Origin of the sequence: Flavobacterium sp. CHNK8 (assembly GCF_019774515.1) — a bacterium.
GTDB classification, from domain to species: domain Bacteria; phylum Bacteroidota; class Bacteroidia; order Flavobacteriales; family Flavobacteriaceae; genus Flavobacterium; species Flavobacterium tiangeerense.
In genome coordinates this window covers 1,123,924-1,140,033 of sequence record NZ_CP081492.1, presented here as the reverse complement: position 1 = coordinate 1,140,033, position 16,110 = coordinate 1,123,924, and the positions used below count along the sequence as shown (strand labels likewise).

The following is a 16,110-nucleotide window of genomic DNA, read 5'->3' as shown; positions in this document are numbered from 1 at the left end:
TTCAACATTGAATTAATTATTCCTTATTCTTTTGCTCTTTTCATTTCACCTGATTTTGCACCCATACGATTAACGGTATACATTGGTGCAAATTTCAATTTCAAACCTGCAATTTTTCTGTTATCATCACTTGTAAGACCTTCTTTTTCAACGGTGTTTTTACGACTGTCAAGTGCTTCATACATCAATTTAATTTCGTCCCAATCCTCACGTGTGTAAGCATCTTTATTGTTTTCAACAGTATCCACAAATTGTTGGTAAACACTCAAAATATTGTTTTTATTAACCCATACAAAACTCATGTCCTCACCTACTTTTCCTTCTCCAAAAAGTGCATTACGCATTTGTTGTTTTGGATTTGCTGGCAATACCGCAAGTTCCTCTGCTCTCATTTTTTCAAGATTAGCTCTCATCGTTTCGTACTTAGCTCTACTTGCTTCTAAACGAGCTTTTGCTTCAGCATCATCTGCCATATCGGCAAGAGCAACCTCAGCCTCTGCGCTTTTCAATTTAAACTCAGATTCTATTTCCATCCAGTTATCCTTAGTGTCCTCAGCAGCTACATTACTTAATGAATCCACATACATTACGTAATTGTCTACTTTAATTTTAGCTTGTTCTGTTTTTTCATCTTTACAAGCTGTAAATCCTATTGCAATTAAGGCAAGTCCTAATACTAGTTTTGTATTTTTCATGTTTTTATCTTTTATTGGTTAATACGTGACAAATGTATAGGCAAAGCTTTCATTTTCAATTTAAAACAAAAAATTATACAACTAATTAATATAATTGTGCAAAACCGACTAAAACCATGAGAATACTACACAAACAGTCGGAATAGAAGATTGGCTATTACAGCGGTACCTCAGGATTTCATGTTTATGAATAGGATACTGACTCCCGTATTGATACTTCATAATTTATGAAAACTAACATCAAACCAAATTACTGAATCAATTCGTGTAACAAATAAAAAAAAGTGCTACTTATTATTCAAATAAAACTTTTATACCTTTATATCATAACTTAACAGCATCTTTCAAGAAACGAAAGAATAAAATTTATTAAAGAATGGCAAACCCACTAATTCAGATCACCGATATTAAGCGAAATTTTGTTCTAGGAAATGAAATTGTATATGTACTTAAAGGAATTAATTTAGAGATCAATAAAGGGGAATATGTAGCATTAATGGGACCTTCAGGATCAGGTAAATCTACCTTAATGAATTTATTAGGCTGTCTTGACACTCCTACATCTGGAAATTATATTCTTAATGGAAAAGATGTGAGCCAAATGCGTGATGATGAGTTGGCAGAAATTAGAAATAAAGAAATAGGTTTTGTGTTTCAAACCTTTAACCTATTACCAAGAACGACTGCCTTAGACAATGTGGCCTTGCCTATGATTTATGCTGGTTATTCAAAATCAGAAAGAAACAAGCGTGCCACCGAAGTACTAGAACAAGTAAACCTTTCTGACAGAATGGACCACCAACCCAATCAACTTTCTGGAGGTCAAAGACAACGTGTTGCCATTGCTAGAGCATTGGTAAACAAACCTTCTATTATCCTTGCTGATGAGCCTACAGGAAACTTAGATAGTAAAACCTCTGTAGAAATCATGAAGCTTTTTGGTGATATTCATGCCCAAGGAAACACCGTAATATTAGTTACTCACGAAGAGGAAATTGCTGCTTATGCGCACCGTGTTATTCGTTTGCGTGATGGCCTCATAGAAAGTGATATTTCAAAGTAATCAGTGTTCAGTCGCAGTTGACAGTTTTATTCATTAAAAAGAAGGTCTATACCAAATAATACTCAAGTATTATAATGACTGTAATTTTTAGAAAAAAACTTAAATACAACTAAGTAAAACGAATTAAAACTACCCTGACGAGAGCTATTCTAGAGTAGAAAAATATAATTTCGATCTCTTTTCTAAAGCACCGTATAAACTTTTCCATACATGAATATCGCTTTACTTACCTGCGAAAAACTTCCTGATTTAAATCCTGAAGATCAAAAACTAATTCCTGCACTGGCAAAATATAACATTCAGGCTGTAGCTGCAGTTTGGGATGATGCTAGCATCAATTGGTCACAATTTGACTGCTTGGTGTTTAGAAATACTTGGGACTATTTTGAAAAAGAACAAGCATTTACCCTTTGGCTTGACCACATCAAAAAATTAGGCGTTAAAACACTAAACCACATTGATACGGTAAAAAATAACATCCATAAATTTTATTTAAAAGAGCTAGAGCAAAAGGGAATTCCCATCATTAAAACCCTATTTATTGACAAAACCCAACAGCTGGATTTAAACAAACTAATACCAAATCACTGGAATAAAGCAGTCATAAAACCCGCTTTTTCGGCAGGATCTTATCTCACCGAAGTGTTTGACCGAACACAAATTCAAGCGATAAACAATCAATATCAATCTATAGCTGCAGATAAAGAATTACTCCTTCAGGAATTCATGCCAGAGATTCAAACATTGGGTGAAACATCATTCATTTTTTTTGATAAGAAATTCTCTCATGCTGTGAATAAAAAACCCGTTTCTGGAGATTTTAGAGTACAATCACTCTATGGCGGAAAGTATACGCTGGTAGAACCATCAGCTGAACTCATCCAAAAAGCACAAAAAGTGGTCAATACTTTTCAAGAGGATTTGTTGTACGCTCGTGTAGATGGAATTGTCATTGAAGACGAACTTTATTTGATGGAAATAGAATGCATTGAACCAGATTTGTATTTTAACTTAAGTGCTAATTCATTAGACCAATTTGTTGCAGCATTAATAAAATTAATAGCTTAAATTTGTTTTTTTTATAAAACTAAGATCTCATTAATGAAAGTATATACAAAAACTGGCGATAAAGGTACTACAGCCCTTTTTGGCGGTACACGAGTAGCCAAAGACCATGCTCGTATAGAAAGTTACGGAACTGTTGACGAGTTGAACTCTCATATTGGTCTTATTCGGGACCAAGACATGAATGCCCATTACAAAGATATTTTAATAGAAATTCAAGACCGCCTCTTTACGGTAGGTGCCATTCTTGCAACGCCTCCAGAAAAAGAGGTAAAGAAAAACGGCGAACTGCGTTTGCAAAACTTAGGCATCATTGAAACCGACATTGAATTATTAGAAAATGAAATAGATGCCATGGAAGAAGCGCTACCGCCAATGACACATTTTGTATTGCCCGGTGGTCATACCACTGTGTCATATTGTCATATTGCACGCTGTGTATGCCGAAGAGCAGAGCGCCTAGCCGTTCATTTAAGTCATGACGAACCCGTGATTGAAATCGCAATTAAGTACTTAAACCGACTTTCTGACTACCTTTTTGTGTTGGCACGAAAGTTGTCCTACGACTTAAAAGCGGATGAAGTTCAATGGATTCCAAGAAAGTAATATTCAGTTTACAGTCGCAGTTTTTTCATAAAAACTTCAAACTTTAAACCTGAAACTTTAAACTAAAAAAAACGTTCTTAACTTTAACTAAAAATAAATCGTTTTTTACTTGTATTTTTCAGTAAAAAATTTATTTTTGCACAAAACTAAATCGACAACAGATGTATTGGACATTAGAATTAGCATCCTATTTAAGTGATGCACCATGGCCTGCTAACAAAGACGAACTTATTGACTACGCTATTAGAGCTGGAGCTCCATTAGAGGTAGTAGAAAACCTTCAATCTATTGAGGATGAAGGCGAAATATATGAATCAATGGAAGAAATATGGCCAGATTATCCCACAGACGAAGATTATCTTTGGAATGAGGATGAATATTAAAAAACAAACCAATTAAAAAGTCTCAAAAGAGGCTTTTTTTTGGTTTAAATTTACGCAAATACACAATTAGAAATATAAAAATATTATGAGTTTCATAAACAGCATTATCAAGGTTTTTGTGGGCGACAAGTCACAAAAAGACGTCAAAGCGCTACAACCCTATCTCACTAAAATAAAAACATTCGAGGAACCCCTTAAAGCTTTGTCTCATGATGAGCTAAGAGGCAGAACTCTTTTTTTTAAGGACAAAATCAAACAAGAACGAGCTGACAAAGATGCTAAAATAGCAGCACTAAAACTGGAAGTTGAAAACATTGTAGATATTGACAAGAGAGAGGATATTTACGTGGCCATCGATGCCCTTGAAAAAGAAGCTTACGAAATTTCAGAAAAAACATTAATGCAAATCCTTCCTGAGGCTTTTGCAGTGGTAAAAGAAACAGCTAGACGTTTTAAAGACAACACCCAAATTGAGGTAACTGCTACCCCAAAAGACCGTGAACTATCTGCCACAAAAACATATATTACCTTAGATGGAGATAAAGCTATTTGGGCTAATTCTTGGAGCGCTGCAGGTAAAGAAATCACCTGGGACATGATTCACTATGACGTTCAGTTAATAGGCGGAATGGTATTGCACGAAGGTAAAGTTGCCGAAATGCAAACCGGTGAGGGAAAGACATTAGTAGCTACATTGCCACTTTACTTAAATGCCTTGACTGGAAACGGAGTTCACCTTGTAACGGTGAATGATTATCTTGCAAAAAGAGATAGTACCTGGAAAGCACCTTTGTTTGAATTTCACGGTATGACTGTGGAATGTATTGACAATTACCAGCCAAGCTCTGAAGGTCGTAAAAAAGCCTACGATGCGGATATCACGTATGGTACCAATAATGAATTTGGTTTTGATTATTTAAGAGATAACATGGCTCATTCTCCTGATGACCTTGTACAAAGAAAACACAATTACGCAATTGTAGATGAGGTCGATTCCGTATTGATTGATGATGCTAGAACTCCTTTAATTATCTCTGGACCAGTTCCACAAGGAGATCGTCACGAATTCAATGAATTAAAACCAAAAATTGAAAACCTAGTAAGTCTTCAACGTCAATTAGCAAACGGATTCTTATCTGAAGCTAAAAAACTAATCAAAGAAGGAAATACTAAAGATGGTGGATTTCAATTGCTAAGAGCTTACAGAAGTTTGCCTAAGAATAAAGCATTGATTAAATTTTTGAGTGAAGAAGGTATCAAACAACTGCTTCAAAAAACCGAAAATCAATACATGCAAGACAACAAAAGAGAAATGCACAAAATTGATGAGGCATTGTATTTTGTTATCGAAGAAAAAAACAATCAAGTAGAATTAACAGATAATGGAATCCAGTACCTATCTGGCGATACAGATGCTGACTTTTTTATCCTACCAGACATTGGAACTGAAATTGCCAATATTGAAAAGAAAAAACTAGAGAAAGACCTTGAAGCCGAAGAGAAAGAAAAATTATTTCAAGACTTCGGGATCAAAAGTGAGCGTATCCATACATTAACACAGCTTTTAAAAGCCTACGCTTTATTCGAAAAAGATGTAGAGTATGTAATCATGGATAACAAAATCATGATTGTAGACGAGCAAACAGGTCGTATCATGGACGGTCGCCGTTATTCTGACGGATTGCACCAAGCCATCGAAGCCAAAGAAAATGTAAAAATCGAAGCTGCTACACAAACTTTTGCAACGGTTACTTTGCAAAACTATTTCAGAATGTACAACAAGCTAGGCGGAATGACTGGAACTGCAGTTACAGAAGCGGGTGAGTTATGGCAAATATACAAGCTTGATGTAGTAGAAATCCCTACTAACAGAGGCATTTCTAGAAAAGACAAAGAAGATTTTATCTACAAAACAACTCGTGAAAAATTCAACGCTGTTATTGAAGATGTAACCGAATTGTCTAAAGCCGGAAGACCAGTTCTTATTGGAACAACATCGGTTGAAATTTCAGAATTACTAAGCCGAATGTTGAAAATGCGTGGCGTAGCACACAATGTCTTGAATGCAAAAATGCACAAACAAGAAGCACAAATTGTGGAGGAAGCTGGAAAACCAGGTGTAGTAACCATTGCCACAAACATGGCTGGTCGTGGTACCGATATCAAATTATCTCCAGAAGTAAAAGCTGCTGGCGGACTTGCCATTGTAGGTACAGAGCGTCATGACTCGCGTCGTGTTGACCGTCAATTGCGTGGTCGTGCAGGACGTCAAGGAGATCCAGGAAGTTCTCAGTTTTATGTATCGCTTGAGGACAACTTAATGCGTTTGTTTGGATCTGAACGTGTGGCCAAAGTAATGGACCGAATGGGATTACAAGAAGGCGAAGTGATTCAGCACTCTATGATGACTAAATCTATTGAACGCGCTCAAAAGAAAGTAGAAGAAAACAACTTTGGAGTACGTAAGCGTTTGTTAGAATATGATGATGTAATGAATGCACAGCGTGAAGTAGTCTACAAACGTCGTCGTCACGCCTTGTTTGGCGAACGCTTAAAGCTGGATATTGCAAACATGCTGTATGACACCTGCGAGTTAATCATTGATCAAAACAAAGCAATAAATGATTTCAAAAACTTTGAGTTTGAATTAATACGCTATTTCTCGATCACATCACCAGTAACCGAAAGTGAGTTCGCTAAAATGAACCCAATGGATCTTACCGGAAAAGTATACAAAGCTACATTAGATTATTATACAGAAAAAACAGCACGTAGTGCCCGTGAAGCATTCCCGATAATCAAAAGCGTTTATGAAGATCAAAACAACCAGTTTGAGCGCATTGTAGTTCCATTTACGGACGGAATTAAATCTTTGAATGTTGTTACCGACTTAAAAATGGCTTACGATTCTCAAGGAGCACAACTAGTTGCTGATTTCGAGAAAAACATCACACTAGCCATTGTAGACGAAGCGTGGAAAAAACACTTGCGCAAAATGGACGAGCTAAAACAATCTGTTCAACTAGCCGTGCACGAACAAAAAGATCCGTTGCTAATTTACAAACTAGAGGCCTTCAACTTGTTTAGAGCCATGATTGACAACGTAAACAAAGAAGTAATTTCATTCCTTTTCAAAGGAGATTTGCCAGCACAAGAAAACCAACGCATTCAAGAAGCCATTGATGTAACTCCCGTTAAGGACTACACCACTTCAAAAGATGAAATTGTAAGCAGCGAAAGTGCAAATCAAGAAGCCATGCAAACACAGCAACGTCAAGTTACAGAGACCATCACTCGAGACATGCCAAAAATCAATCGCAATGACAACGTAACCATTCAAAACGTGGCCAACGGTCAAACACAAGAAATGAAATACAAAAAAGCCGAAAGCCTAATCGCCTCAGGACAATGGGTATTAGTGAACTAAAGCCTTTTATTTCAAGATTCATAAAACTCCACTGCGCAAGTAGTGGAGTTTTTTTTATGCTATTTTTTCGGGAGCTATTCCCGCCATACGCTGCAAGCTATTTGGTTTCAAACCCTTTTTCTAGGCACTTTCAGGAGCTTCCTGCGGTCGCTCTGCCAGCGCTATAAAAAGTGGTTTTCAACCTGCATAGGCTTTACGCTGCTGTCAGGGCTATACCCTAAAACTAACCAAAAAGAAAAAAGAATCATCCAAAAGCAAACTAATCCTCAAAAAATCGAAATGGCTTTCACATCCAAGTAAATACCGAAAACAATTAAATACATAAGAAAAGGTTGTAATTATTAAAAAATCAACTAAACAATTTATAAGAGAAATTTACTATATTTGATAAAACAAAAAAGCGAAACAAACCTTCGCCAATCTACCTAAATTTGGGTGTATACACGAAAGTTTGTTTCGCATTTATACTAGTTGTGAGCAATGCCAAACTAAACATAAAGATTGAACTAAACATATAATATGAAATCAATTACGAAATATCTGCCGATTAGTCTAATTAAATCTTTAAATTCATTCAACCGCTTGCTTGCTGACTACAGAGATGTTTTAGAAATAGACTCAACAGAATCAAAAGTCACTTTAAATGGAGCGCATACGAAAGAAATAACGATACGATATTCATTAAAAGAAAGCACGTCGTTTTTTACTATAGTATTTAACCCAGTGGTTGATTACCTATCTTATAACTATTATCCCAACGACATAGCATCTAGTAAAACCAAAAAGACAGCGCGACATGCTTACGACCAGAAAATGTTAGAAGAGCTTGAAAGAAATATGGAAGTGTGGAAAAACAACTTAGTTGAGTTGGTTAATTTGAAAGATCCTTTAGACTTTTTCAAGGACACATTCATAGAATCTTATTCTGCTGAAATAATAGATTTTGTCGGCGGAAATTCAGAGATGGATTATTTTCCCTTGTCTATGGCCAAGCAGCTGAAAGTCATTGAACTAATTAAAGAACAGCAAACCTTCGTTGAAAAACAACTAAATGAAATTGAAGATACTTCATCCGAAAAATTCCAAGATTTAAATACTTCTTTGATTGAACTTGAATATATAAAAGAGAACTTACCAAGAATGACTAATAAGGATTTAAAAGAAAGATGGTCATCAACGTTTGCAGTATTAATAAAGTGGTGCGGAAAGCAACTCGCTGCGTGGGCAAAAGTTGACGCTGAAAATGATGGAAATATTTCTCGCAGTATTGGCAGTTTGATTGGTGGCATATTTGGTGTGCCAAAGATTGAATAGGCACTGCTCACAACAGCGCATAACCGCAATTACTGGCTTTTAGGTAAATTGAAACATTATTTTCGCTAAGTTTGTCTCACGTGGCAGAAAATACTCTGCTCCTATTTTCGCAACTGACGGTTATGCGCGAAACGTTGGCGGTAATTTTATAGAACCCTTTTTTATAAATCAAATAAACAATTAAGAAAATGGAAAATTGGTTAGTTACAGTTGGAAATGCAAAATTTGAAGATGGAAAAATTATATATATTCCACAAAAAGGAAAAAGAGAAGATGGGACTGAATTCAATTACATTTCAATAGTTAGTAGTAACATTGAATTTGAAAATGGTAAAATAAATTTCTCAGTACAAACTAAAGACAAATTAGCATTAGCACAACTTGTTCTATCCTCTGAAAAAGGCGGAAGTATAAACATTGGAATGAATACAATGGGTGTATTATTTGGCGTAACGAAATATGATAAAGACAATCAACGTTATGAGAATCCAGAAGGAGCTGGATTTTATGAGACATACATTCCTGAAAATATTTACAATTATACTGTTGAAGTAAATGGTTCTGTTATAACATTATTCGTAAATGGAATTAAAATTACCGAATCAATCCAAGACGTTAAAAGAGGACAAATTAAGTTTTATTTATCAGGCGAATCTGAAATTGTAATATCCAATATGCAGGTCAATACAATGAAACCAAAAGCCTTTATTGTGATGCAGTTTACTGAAGAATATAACCAACTATATAAAGAAGTCATCAAACCAGTTTGTGAAAATTTTGGTTTAGAAGTAGAAAGAGCTGATGAATTTTATACAACTACACCAATTATTGCAGACGTTATAAGATCAATTGTGAATTCATCACTTATAATTGCAGAAATAACTCCTGACAATGCTAATGTATATTATGAAGTCGGATATGCACATGCAATAAATAAACCTACAATACTGCTTTGTGAAAGAAAAAAAAGAGAGAAACTGCCATTTGACATTTCAGGATTCAGAACTTTATTTTATGAAGATTCAATCTCGGGTAAAAGTACAGTCGAAAAGAACTTGAAAAAGTTTTTAGAAAATATAAATATGTAAAAAAACTACCGCCAACAGCCGTAGCTGTTGCGCAACTCTCTTAAAAAAGTAAAATTTCAAGATAAGCGTAAAAAACAACCTCGTTTAAGGATTTTTAAGCGAGGTTTATTTTTGGTTTTAGGTTGTAGTTTGTAAAAATAAAATGCCTTAAAAAGTCGGTTTTCAAGTCTATGAAAGCTATTTTTAGAGAAGTTGGTACTTTTGCTTGTATTTCACTTACAACTCCGGCTTTTGTTTTTGTTTTTTTGGTGATAAACTTCAAGTATTTCTTGAGATTATAGGTTAATGCTGCCATTAAAACGTGTTTGTTGGCTTGCTTGATTCCTCGTGTGTTTAGGCGCTTCATATTGGTGAAATTGACCAATGTTCCTATTACTGGTTCTACGGTTTTACTTCTCACTCGCACCATTTGCTTGGCATAGCGTGCGTTTTGAGTCAGTTTTTGGTGCATTCGATCATAGTGTTCTTTGTGGATGCTGTGGTCTATCTTTTTATACTTAGTGCTTTTTCCGCAGCATTGTTCTCGTAGTGGACAGTTTTTGCAATCGCGCTCACTACTTCGATAACTGTATTTGGTGTAGCTTTTGCTATCGTTCTTTTCGCCTTTAAAGAGTAAAATGGCTTTGTTGGAACCTTCTTTGATACATTCATATTGGTTCAGTTCTTTGTTGAAAATAAAACCTTCTCGCTCGGGTTTGTACTGTCCGAAGTTTGGAATATAGGCATCGATGTTTTTTTGGTTCAAATACTTTAAAGCTTCTCCACTACTGTAACCTCCATCGGCTAAAAGTTCTTCTAATTCAATGCCATTTTCATTTAGATTTTCCTCTGTTAATTCTACTATTTTTTGCACGCATTATCTCATTATGATTTTATTTTCATAGGTATTCGATGAATCTCCTTCGTCGATTTGACTATCGCGTTTGTCTGCAAAATCAGAACAGGCTCCAGTTATTACATGATGCGCATCGTCTACAGCTATTTGTCCAAAATAGTTTAACTGCCTTGCTTTGCCTGGTTTTACACTTACCCTAGCATCAGAATCTGTGGGAGAATAATGCGTATGATTCGATACAAATCTCGGACGTATTGAATTGCCGTGTTCATCTACTTTATCAAGGTTGAAGTTGGGATTGGGTTGGCTCTTATAAGCTTCTTTTTTCCAATTGTGGTGTTGTTCTACTAATTTCTTTCTGGTGCTGGTAGTTTTAAATTCGCTGTTTTCTTCTAATTCATCTACAAAGGCACTGGCATCTTCCAATACTTCTTTCTCTACCAAACTATCCATAGAGGCATTGGCTTTGATAAAAACACTGCCCACGGCTTGACGCTTGCCGCGAATCATACCTTTAGAAACACACAGCTTTAAAACGGCTTTAAACAAACTTAAAAACACTTCTTCACCATATAACTGACGCGTGCGACTAATGGTGCTGTGCCAAGGCAATGCTTCGTCAATGTCATACCGAATAAAAAGGCGAACATCTAAACAATTTGAGCAATATTCGATGAGTTTCCTGTCCGAATTTATGTTGTTTAAATAGCCAACCAAACAGATTTTGAAAAACACAACGGGATCAATGCTCTCCTGTCCTTCGTCTCCATAATACTTTGCAGTAGCTTTATATAAAAAATGAAAATCAATAGCTGTATCAAGCAATCGATAAAAATTATGCTCAGGAATCAGGTCCTGTAAATGAACTTGATAGAGCATTTTTGGTGTGAGTTCTTTTCTTCCTTGCATAGTTAAAAATACAATTTCTTTTACTTTTTTGCAAGTTTTTTTTGATATATTTGTTCGAGTTGTGCAACAAGCACACACGCTACAAGCAATTTGGGTTTTAGGCTTAATTTGAAATTGGTTTTGTATTTGGAAGATTTGGCAAATCCGAAAATAAGGCTTAATTTAATCCCAAACTGCTTGTAGCGAGTGAACGTTAGCAAATATTATATTACCAAGAAACTTTACAAATGAAAATAATATCTAAAATCGCAATCATAATTACTTTACTTTTGGGCGCAAAAGGAATAAGCCAAACGAATCAAGAATTACTTAGGCAAATTGATTCGTTATTAACGAATAATAACCAAAATAACACCATAAATGGTAATGTATTAGTTATTCAAAATAGTGAAGTTTTATATGAAAAATCATTTGGTTTTGCGGAACCAAATCGAAAAATAAAATTGAATAAAGAATCTAAATTTTTAATCGGTTCAATTTACAAAGAGTTTCCAGCTGTAGCAATAATGCAATTAAGCGAAAAAGGGTTAATCAACGTAGAAGACAATATCGACAAATATATTCCTGGATTGCCTTCGTGGTCTAAAGATATATCAATAAAATATTTACTGCAATATTCAGCTGGGCTACCAGATATTCAAACCAAAAAATATCCACAAGATAAAATTATCACCACTAAAGATATTTTTAATGATCTTTTAAATATTCCAAACTTAATTTATAAACCTGGAACTGATTATTTGTACACCAATTATAGTCCCCTTTTACTAATGAAAATTGTAGAAAATGTAAGTGGCAAAACATTTAATGAATACTCGAAAATTTTCCTTTTTAACTCCGAAAATATTAACATAAAAACACAATATCCATATATAGAAAAGGACAATTTAGCAGTATCATTTAATAATGAATTTGTTCCTGACAATTTTAAATTAGAAATTCCATTTTTGTTTGTTAGTAATTCTTATGGTTTGTACGATTGGTTTAAGAGAATTGATGAAAATTCTTTAATAAGTGAAAAATCAAAATTATTTCTCGGTAAAACTGCAAATATTTTATCCGATAAATCCATGCAAAGTCCTTTTGGAAAACTATATACTACAAAACAAATAACATCAAGAGAAATTTCAGTTACAGAACATACTCACGATGGAAGTTTTGGAAATTTTAAATGTATTGCAAGAAGGTTTAATTTGGAAAATATTACTATAATAATCTTGACTAATCAGAATACGAATAATGTTTACGAAATATCAGAGGCAATTTACAATTTAGTAATTAAAAAGAAAAAATAATAACATTTGCTAACAGGCGTTTGGCAAGATTGCGAATTTTGTAGTAAATTCACGTTTATTTCTCGCAAGAAATTTTATCTTTAACAGAAAATAATCGGTTCCGAAGTTCGCAACCTCGCCAAGCGCCGGGACGTTGTATGCTATTTATGAGAACCTGAATGGAAAGAGAAATTTTATTTACTGCAAGAAATACATACGATTCAGAATATAATTCAGGATTCAGTTGGCAAGAATATTTGGAATGGTCTAAAATTTTTCATCTGAAAGAATTAGTTTCTTTAGATGGAATTTTAAATGATTTGTCCTTCACCCCAGATTTTGATTCTGAAACTGAATGGAAATATATTGTAACTGACCAAAATGTGGTGACAGTTTTTTTTAATTCTCTTGATTACGTTTTGGAAAAAGTAAAAGACCTAAAATATTTTAATTTATTAGCTGTAATTAAAGAACCAAAAAGCGAGAATGCTAATTTGAATTCTGAATATGATTTTATAGGTTATGATTTGATAGAAAAGGATGGAGATATTAGTGCACTAACAAATTGTGGCGGTTTTAATGAAACATTTTTACCTCAAGAACTAAATCAATACGGACTAATTACAGATTACGATAAAGCAAAAAAAGTTCAAATAGAACTCATTAAAAACAATCCCGAAGAACATCACGCAGATTGTTATCTGTATGAAGTTTGGAGACATAAAACTATTGGACGTAAGTAAACAGCATACAACAGCTACTACAACGGATTTGGGCATTTGGCTTAATGGGAAAAATGGTTTTGTTTTTGGCAGTTTAGCGATAACCGAAAAATAAATCTTGATTTAGAACCCAAACCCGCTGTATTACCAGAACGTTGTGTGCTATTTTAGAGGAACAGAACTGCTAAATTGACAAGTAAAAAAATATAAACTAAATGCACTTAAAAAAATTTATCTTATTGACATTTTTAATTTCTATTTTCTCGTGTAACAAAAACGAAAATAAAAATGAAAGAATCTTTACAGAAAATTACTCAATAGAAGCTCCTTCAGATTTTGAAAGAACTAATGAAATGAATGAATTAGCTAAAGTTCAGTTTCGAAAATCCAAAGAAGATTTGCATTTTATCGTGCTAGAAGAAACAAAAGAAGGTTTTCAAAATGGAATAAAAATGGGCGTTCATAAAGTATCTCCGAGCTTGTTTGGGTATTACAAAGTAATTACTAATCATTTTGATGAAATTACAGACAATTTTGAAACCTCCGATTATGGTTTTACCAAAATAAATTCGTGTAATGCTATTGTTTTCTCAATGAGCGGTAAGCATTTAGAAGAAGGAAAAGAGGTGTTTTACAGATACGCTATTCTAGAGGACGAAAAAAATCTTTATCAAATAATGTCGTGGACAAACCTAGCGTACAAAGATAAACTTATAGGTCGAATGGCACCAATAATAAATTCATTCAAGTCAAATTCAATTTCAAAATAAAAACAGCACACAACACACGTAGCTGTTGCGCAACTCTCTAAAAAAAGTAAAATTTCAAGATAAGGATAAAAAACAACCTCGTTTAAGGATTTTTAAGCGAGGTTTATTTTTGGTTTTAGGTTGTAGTTTGTAAAAATAAAAAGCCTTAAAAAGTCGGCATTCAAGTCAATGAAAGCTGTTTTTAGAGAAGTTGGTGCTTTTGCTTATATTTAACTTACAACTCTGGCTTTTGTTTTTGTTTTTTTGGTGATAAACTTCAAGTATTTCTTACGATTATAGGTCAATGCTGCCATTAAAACGTGTTTGTTGGCTTGCTTGATTCCTCTTGTGTTTACGCGATTACTCACAAGTTTTTATTGATTTTAAATGGTGTTCGTGAATGCTTCGCATTTCATATTGGTAAAATTGACCAATGTTCCTATTACTGGCTCTACGGTTTTACTTCTCACTCGCACCATTTGCTTGGCATAGCGTGCGTTTTGAGTCAGTTTTTGGTGCATTCGATCATAGTGTTCTTTGTGGATGCTGTGGTCTATCTTTTTTTGGATATTTTGCCTGCCTGCCGGCAAGGCATGAATTATAGCGGAGTTATCTTTGGCGTCATTTTCTTCCAAAGCATCTAAGTATTCTTGGGTTTTTACTTCAATATAATCTACATGTTTGTCGATTTTCTTTTGATTGAAATTGGCTTTCTTGCTATTGTGGGCTCGGCTTTTGGTACCATCGATAGCAATGGTTTCGCAACCTATCAAATCGGCATCTTTTAAAAAAAGAACATAGAGCTTGAATAGCTTTTTCAAGGCAATAGGATTGTTTCTTCTAAAATCGGATATGCTGTGGTAATTTGGAATAATAGCTTCTAAAAGCCATTGCATTTCCATGTTTCTCGAACATTCCTTTTCTAGATCTCGAGCACTTCTGACTCTGTTGAGATACCCATATAAATAGATCTTTAGAAACACTTTACTATTAAAACTTGGGCGACCTTCAGTTTTGAGCGTTTTTACCGAAAACCCAAGCTTAGAGAGGTTTATAGATTCGACAAAGGCATCTATAAATCGCACCTGATTATCGGGACTTATTGTATCTTCTAAACTTGTAAAACGCAGTTGTTGACGAGAAATACCTAGGATATGTTGCATTATTAAAAATACGAAAAATCCTGTCTTTACGCAACTTTTTTGCTATATTTGTTTGTAAGTAAACCGAAGTTTTTTCACAGACTGACGTTAGCTGTAACCATCCACAAATCAAGAAACTAAAATGAAAAATATCCTTTTGTTACTATTTACAATTATGATGATTTCTTGTAATAAGAAAACGGAAAAAGATGGTACTGTAAAACTAAACCAAAATGACAATGTAGATTTTTTTCGACCAGCCGATCTTGGTGCGTCTGGGTCGAAAACGAGATTAATTCTTTACGCGAATTTTGATGAATGTGGAGAATGGGGCGGACATAAAGAAAGTTTTGAAATATTCTCTAAAGAAGACAAGCAATTCTACGCAAATTATAAAAGAACAAAAGTAGATTGTAGTAAAATTGGAGAGTTATATGGAAAGCCAGAATTTCAACAACCGTATATAATCAAAGAAATAAAATTAGCCGACAAACAGAAAAAAGCAATTTATATTTACTTATCACAGCTTATTAAAAGTAAGATTAAAGAAGATTTTCCTGGAAATGCTGGAAAGAATTTTGGTGCGATTAAAACTGATTCAACCCTAGTTATTGATGTTTACGACAGTGATAAAAAAAATCTTGAAAATTACAACAAATTACTCAAGGAGTTCCGTTTGGAAATTGTAAAATATGAATACCGATAATGGCTACAGCTAACAGCTACTACAACGGATTTGGGCATTAGGCTTAATGGGAAAAATGGTTTTGTATTTGAATGATTTGGCAAATCCGAAAATAGGGCTTAATTTAGTCCCAAACCCGCTGTAGTAGCGGGA

16 protein-coding genes are annotated in these 16,110 nt (G+C 34.3%); 11 read left to right on the top strand and 5 right to left on the bottom strand.

The window, feature by feature from the left end; translation table 11 throughout:
- Positions 1–23 precede the first annotated feature (23 nt).
- Complete coding sequence (locus tag K5V07_RS04940; protein WP_144892515.1) at positions 24–695, bottom strand: DUF6565 domain-containing protein; 672 nt, start codon at positions 693–695, stop codon at positions 24–26.
- Positions 696–1,071: 376 nt separating this feature from the next.
- Between K5V07_RS04940 and K5V07_RS04935 the strand changes: the two genes are divergently transcribed.
- The 7 genes from K5V07_RS04935 to K5V07_RS04905 all read left to right on the top strand — a co-directional run bounded on the left by K5V07_RS04935 (position 1,072) and on the right by K5V07_RS04905 (position 9,641).
- A complete protein-coding gene (locus K5V07_RS04935; protein ID WP_221916619.1) occupies positions 1,072–1,758 on the top strand; it encodes an ABC transporter ATP-binding protein in 687 nt (228 codons plus the stop codon).
- A gap of 210 nt (positions 1,759–1,968) precedes the next feature.
- Positions 1,969–2,826 (top strand): RimK family alpha-L-glutamate ligase, encoded by an 858-nt coding sequence (locus tag K5V07_RS04930; protein ID WP_221916618.1) that lies wholly within the window; start codon positions 1,969–1,971, stop codon positions 2,824–2,826.
- A gap of 33 nt (positions 2,827–2,859) precedes the next feature.
- Positions 2,860–3,429 carry a cob(I)yrinic acid a,c-diamide adenosyltransferase gene (locus K5V07_RS04925; RefSeq protein WP_221916617.1) on the top strand — a complete coding sequence of 190 codons (570 nt, stop codon included), beginning with the start codon at positions 2,860–2,862 and terminating at the stop codon, positions 3,427–3,429.
- 161 nt (positions 3,430–3,590) lie between these two features.
- Entirely contained in the window at positions 3,591–3,812 is a 222-nt protein-coding gene (locus K5V07_RS04920) for a DUF2795 domain-containing protein (protein ID WP_007138072.1), read from the top strand.
- Between the two features lie 85 nt (positions 3,813–3,897).
- Positions 3,898–7,239, top strand: coding sequence for a preprotein translocase subunit SecA (secA, locus tag K5V07_RS04915; RefSeq protein ID WP_221916616.1), 3,342 nt, complete (start codon positions 3,898–3,900; stop codon positions 7,237–7,239).
- A 519-nt stretch (positions 7,240–7,758) separates the two neighbouring features.
- Complete coding sequence (locus K5V07_RS04910) at positions 7,759–8,553, top strand: hypothetical protein (RefSeq protein WP_221916615.1); 795 nt, start codon at positions 7,759–7,761, stop codon at positions 8,551–8,553.
- A gap of 188 nt (positions 8,554–8,741) precedes the next feature.
- Entirely contained in the window at positions 8,742–9,641 is a 900-nt protein-coding gene (locus tag K5V07_RS04905; RefSeq protein WP_221916614.1) for a nucleoside 2-deoxyribosyltransferase, read from the top strand.
- Positions 9,642–9,735: 94 nt separating this feature from the next.
- Here the strand turns inward: K5V07_RS04905 and K5V07_RS14985 are convergent, their stop codons facing one another.
- The gene (locus K5V07_RS14985; protein ID WP_255577680.1) at positions 9,736–10,494 is read right to left on the bottom strand and encodes a transposase; all 759 of its coding nucleotides are present in this window, start codon (positions 10,492–10,494) and stop codon (positions 9,736–9,738) included.
- A gap of 3 nt (positions 10,495–10,497) precedes the next feature.
- Complete coding sequence (locus K5V07_RS14980; protein ID WP_255577679.1) at positions 10,498–11,385, bottom strand: transposase; 888 nt, start codon at positions 11,383–11,385, stop codon at positions 10,498–10,500.
- 227 nt (positions 11,386–11,612) lie between these two features.
- Between K5V07_RS14980 and K5V07_RS04895 the strand changes: the two genes are divergently transcribed.
- The 3 genes from K5V07_RS04895 to K5V07_RS04885 all read left to right on the top strand — a co-directional run bounded on the left by K5V07_RS04895 (position 11,613) and on the right by K5V07_RS04885 (position 14,151).
- Complete coding sequence (locus K5V07_RS04895; RefSeq protein WP_221916613.1) at positions 11,613–12,680, top strand: serine hydrolase; 1,068 nt, start codon at positions 11,613–11,615, stop codon at positions 12,678–12,680.
- A gap of 158 nt (positions 12,681–12,838) precedes the next feature.
- A complete protein-coding gene (locus K5V07_RS04890) occupies positions 12,839–13,402 on the top strand; it encodes a hypothetical protein (RefSeq protein WP_221916612.1) in 564 nt (187 codons plus the stop codon).
- Positions 13,403–13,596: 194 nt separating this feature from the next.
- The gene (locus K5V07_RS04885) at positions 13,597–14,151 is read left to right on the top strand and encodes a hypothetical protein (protein ID WP_221916611.1); all 555 of its coding nucleotides are present in this window, start codon (positions 13,597–13,599) and stop codon (positions 14,149–14,151) included.
- 209 nt (positions 14,152–14,360) lie between these two features.
- Here the strand turns inward: K5V07_RS04885 and K5V07_RS14975 are convergent, their stop codons facing one another.
- Positions 14,361–14,498 (bottom strand): hypothetical protein, encoded by a 138-nt coding sequence (locus K5V07_RS14975; protein ID WP_255577677.1) that lies wholly within the window; start codon positions 14,496–14,498, stop codon positions 14,361–14,363.
- Between the two features lie 15 nt (positions 14,499–14,513).
- Positions 14,514–15,293 (bottom strand): transposase, encoded by a 780-nt coding sequence (locus K5V07_RS04880; protein WP_255577676.1) that lies wholly within the window; start codon positions 15,291–15,293, stop codon positions 14,514–14,516.
- 121 nt (positions 15,294–15,414) lie between these two features.
- Between K5V07_RS04880 and K5V07_RS04875 the strand changes: the two genes are divergently transcribed.
- Positions 15,415–15,978, top strand: coding sequence for a hypothetical protein (locus K5V07_RS04875; RefSeq protein WP_221916610.1), 564 nt, complete (start codon positions 15,415–15,417; stop codon positions 15,976–15,978).
- Positions 15,979–16,110: the final 132 nt, after the last annotated feature.

Excerpts from the sequence above, each read along its gene's own strand:
- K5V07_RS04940 (WP_144892515.1), bottom strand. The coding sequence starts at position 695 with ATGAAAAATACAAAACTAGTATTAGGACTTGCCTTAATTGCAATAGGA.
- K5V07_RS04935 (WP_221916619.1), top strand. The coding sequence starts at position 1,072 with ATGGCAAACCCACTAATTCAGATCACCGATATTAAGCGAAATTTTGTT.
- K5V07_RS04930 (WP_221916618.1), top strand. The coding sequence starts at position 1,969 with ATGAATATCGCTTTACTTACCTGCGAAAAACTTCCTGATTTAAATCCT.
- K5V07_RS04925 (WP_221916617.1), top strand. The coding sequence starts at position 2,860 with ATGAAAGTATATACAAAAACTGGCGATAAAGGTACTACAGCCCTTTTT.
- K5V07_RS04920 (WP_007138072.1), top strand. The coding sequence starts at position 3,591 with ATGTATTGGACATTAGAATTAGCATCCTATTTAAGTGATGCACCATGG.
- secA (WP_221916616.1), top strand. The coding sequence starts at position 3,898 with ATGAGTTTCATAAACAGCATTATCAAGGTTTTTGTGGGCGACAAGTCA.
- K5V07_RS04910 (WP_221916615.1), top strand. The coding sequence starts at position 7,759 with ATGAAATCAATTACGAAATATCTGCCGATTAGTCTAATTAAATCTTTA.
- K5V07_RS04905 (WP_221916614.1), top strand. The coding sequence starts at position 8,742 with ATGGAAAATTGGTTAGTTACAGTTGGAAATGCAAAATTTGAAGATGGA.
- K5V07_RS14980 (WP_255577679.1), bottom strand. The coding sequence starts at position 11,385 with ATGCAAGGAAGAAAAGAACTCACACCAAAAATGCTCTATCAAGTTCAT.
- K5V07_RS04895 (WP_221916613.1), top strand. The coding sequence starts at position 11,613 with ATGAAAATAATATCTAAAATCGCAATCATAATTACTTTACTTTTGGGC.
- K5V07_RS04890 (WP_221916612.1), top strand. The coding sequence starts at position 12,839 with ATGGAAAGAGAAATTTTATTTACTGCAAGAAATACATACGATTCAGAA.
- K5V07_RS04885 (WP_221916611.1), top strand. The coding sequence starts at position 13,597 with ATGCACTTAAAAAAATTTATCTTATTGACATTTTTAATTTCTATTTTC.
- K5V07_RS04880 (WP_255577676.1), bottom strand. The coding sequence starts at position 15,293 with ATGCAACATATCCTAGGTATTTCTCGTCAACAACTGCGTTTTACAAGT.
- K5V07_RS04875 (WP_221916610.1), top strand. The coding sequence starts at position 15,415 with ATGAAAAATATCCTTTTGTTACTATTTACAATTATGATGATTTCTTGT.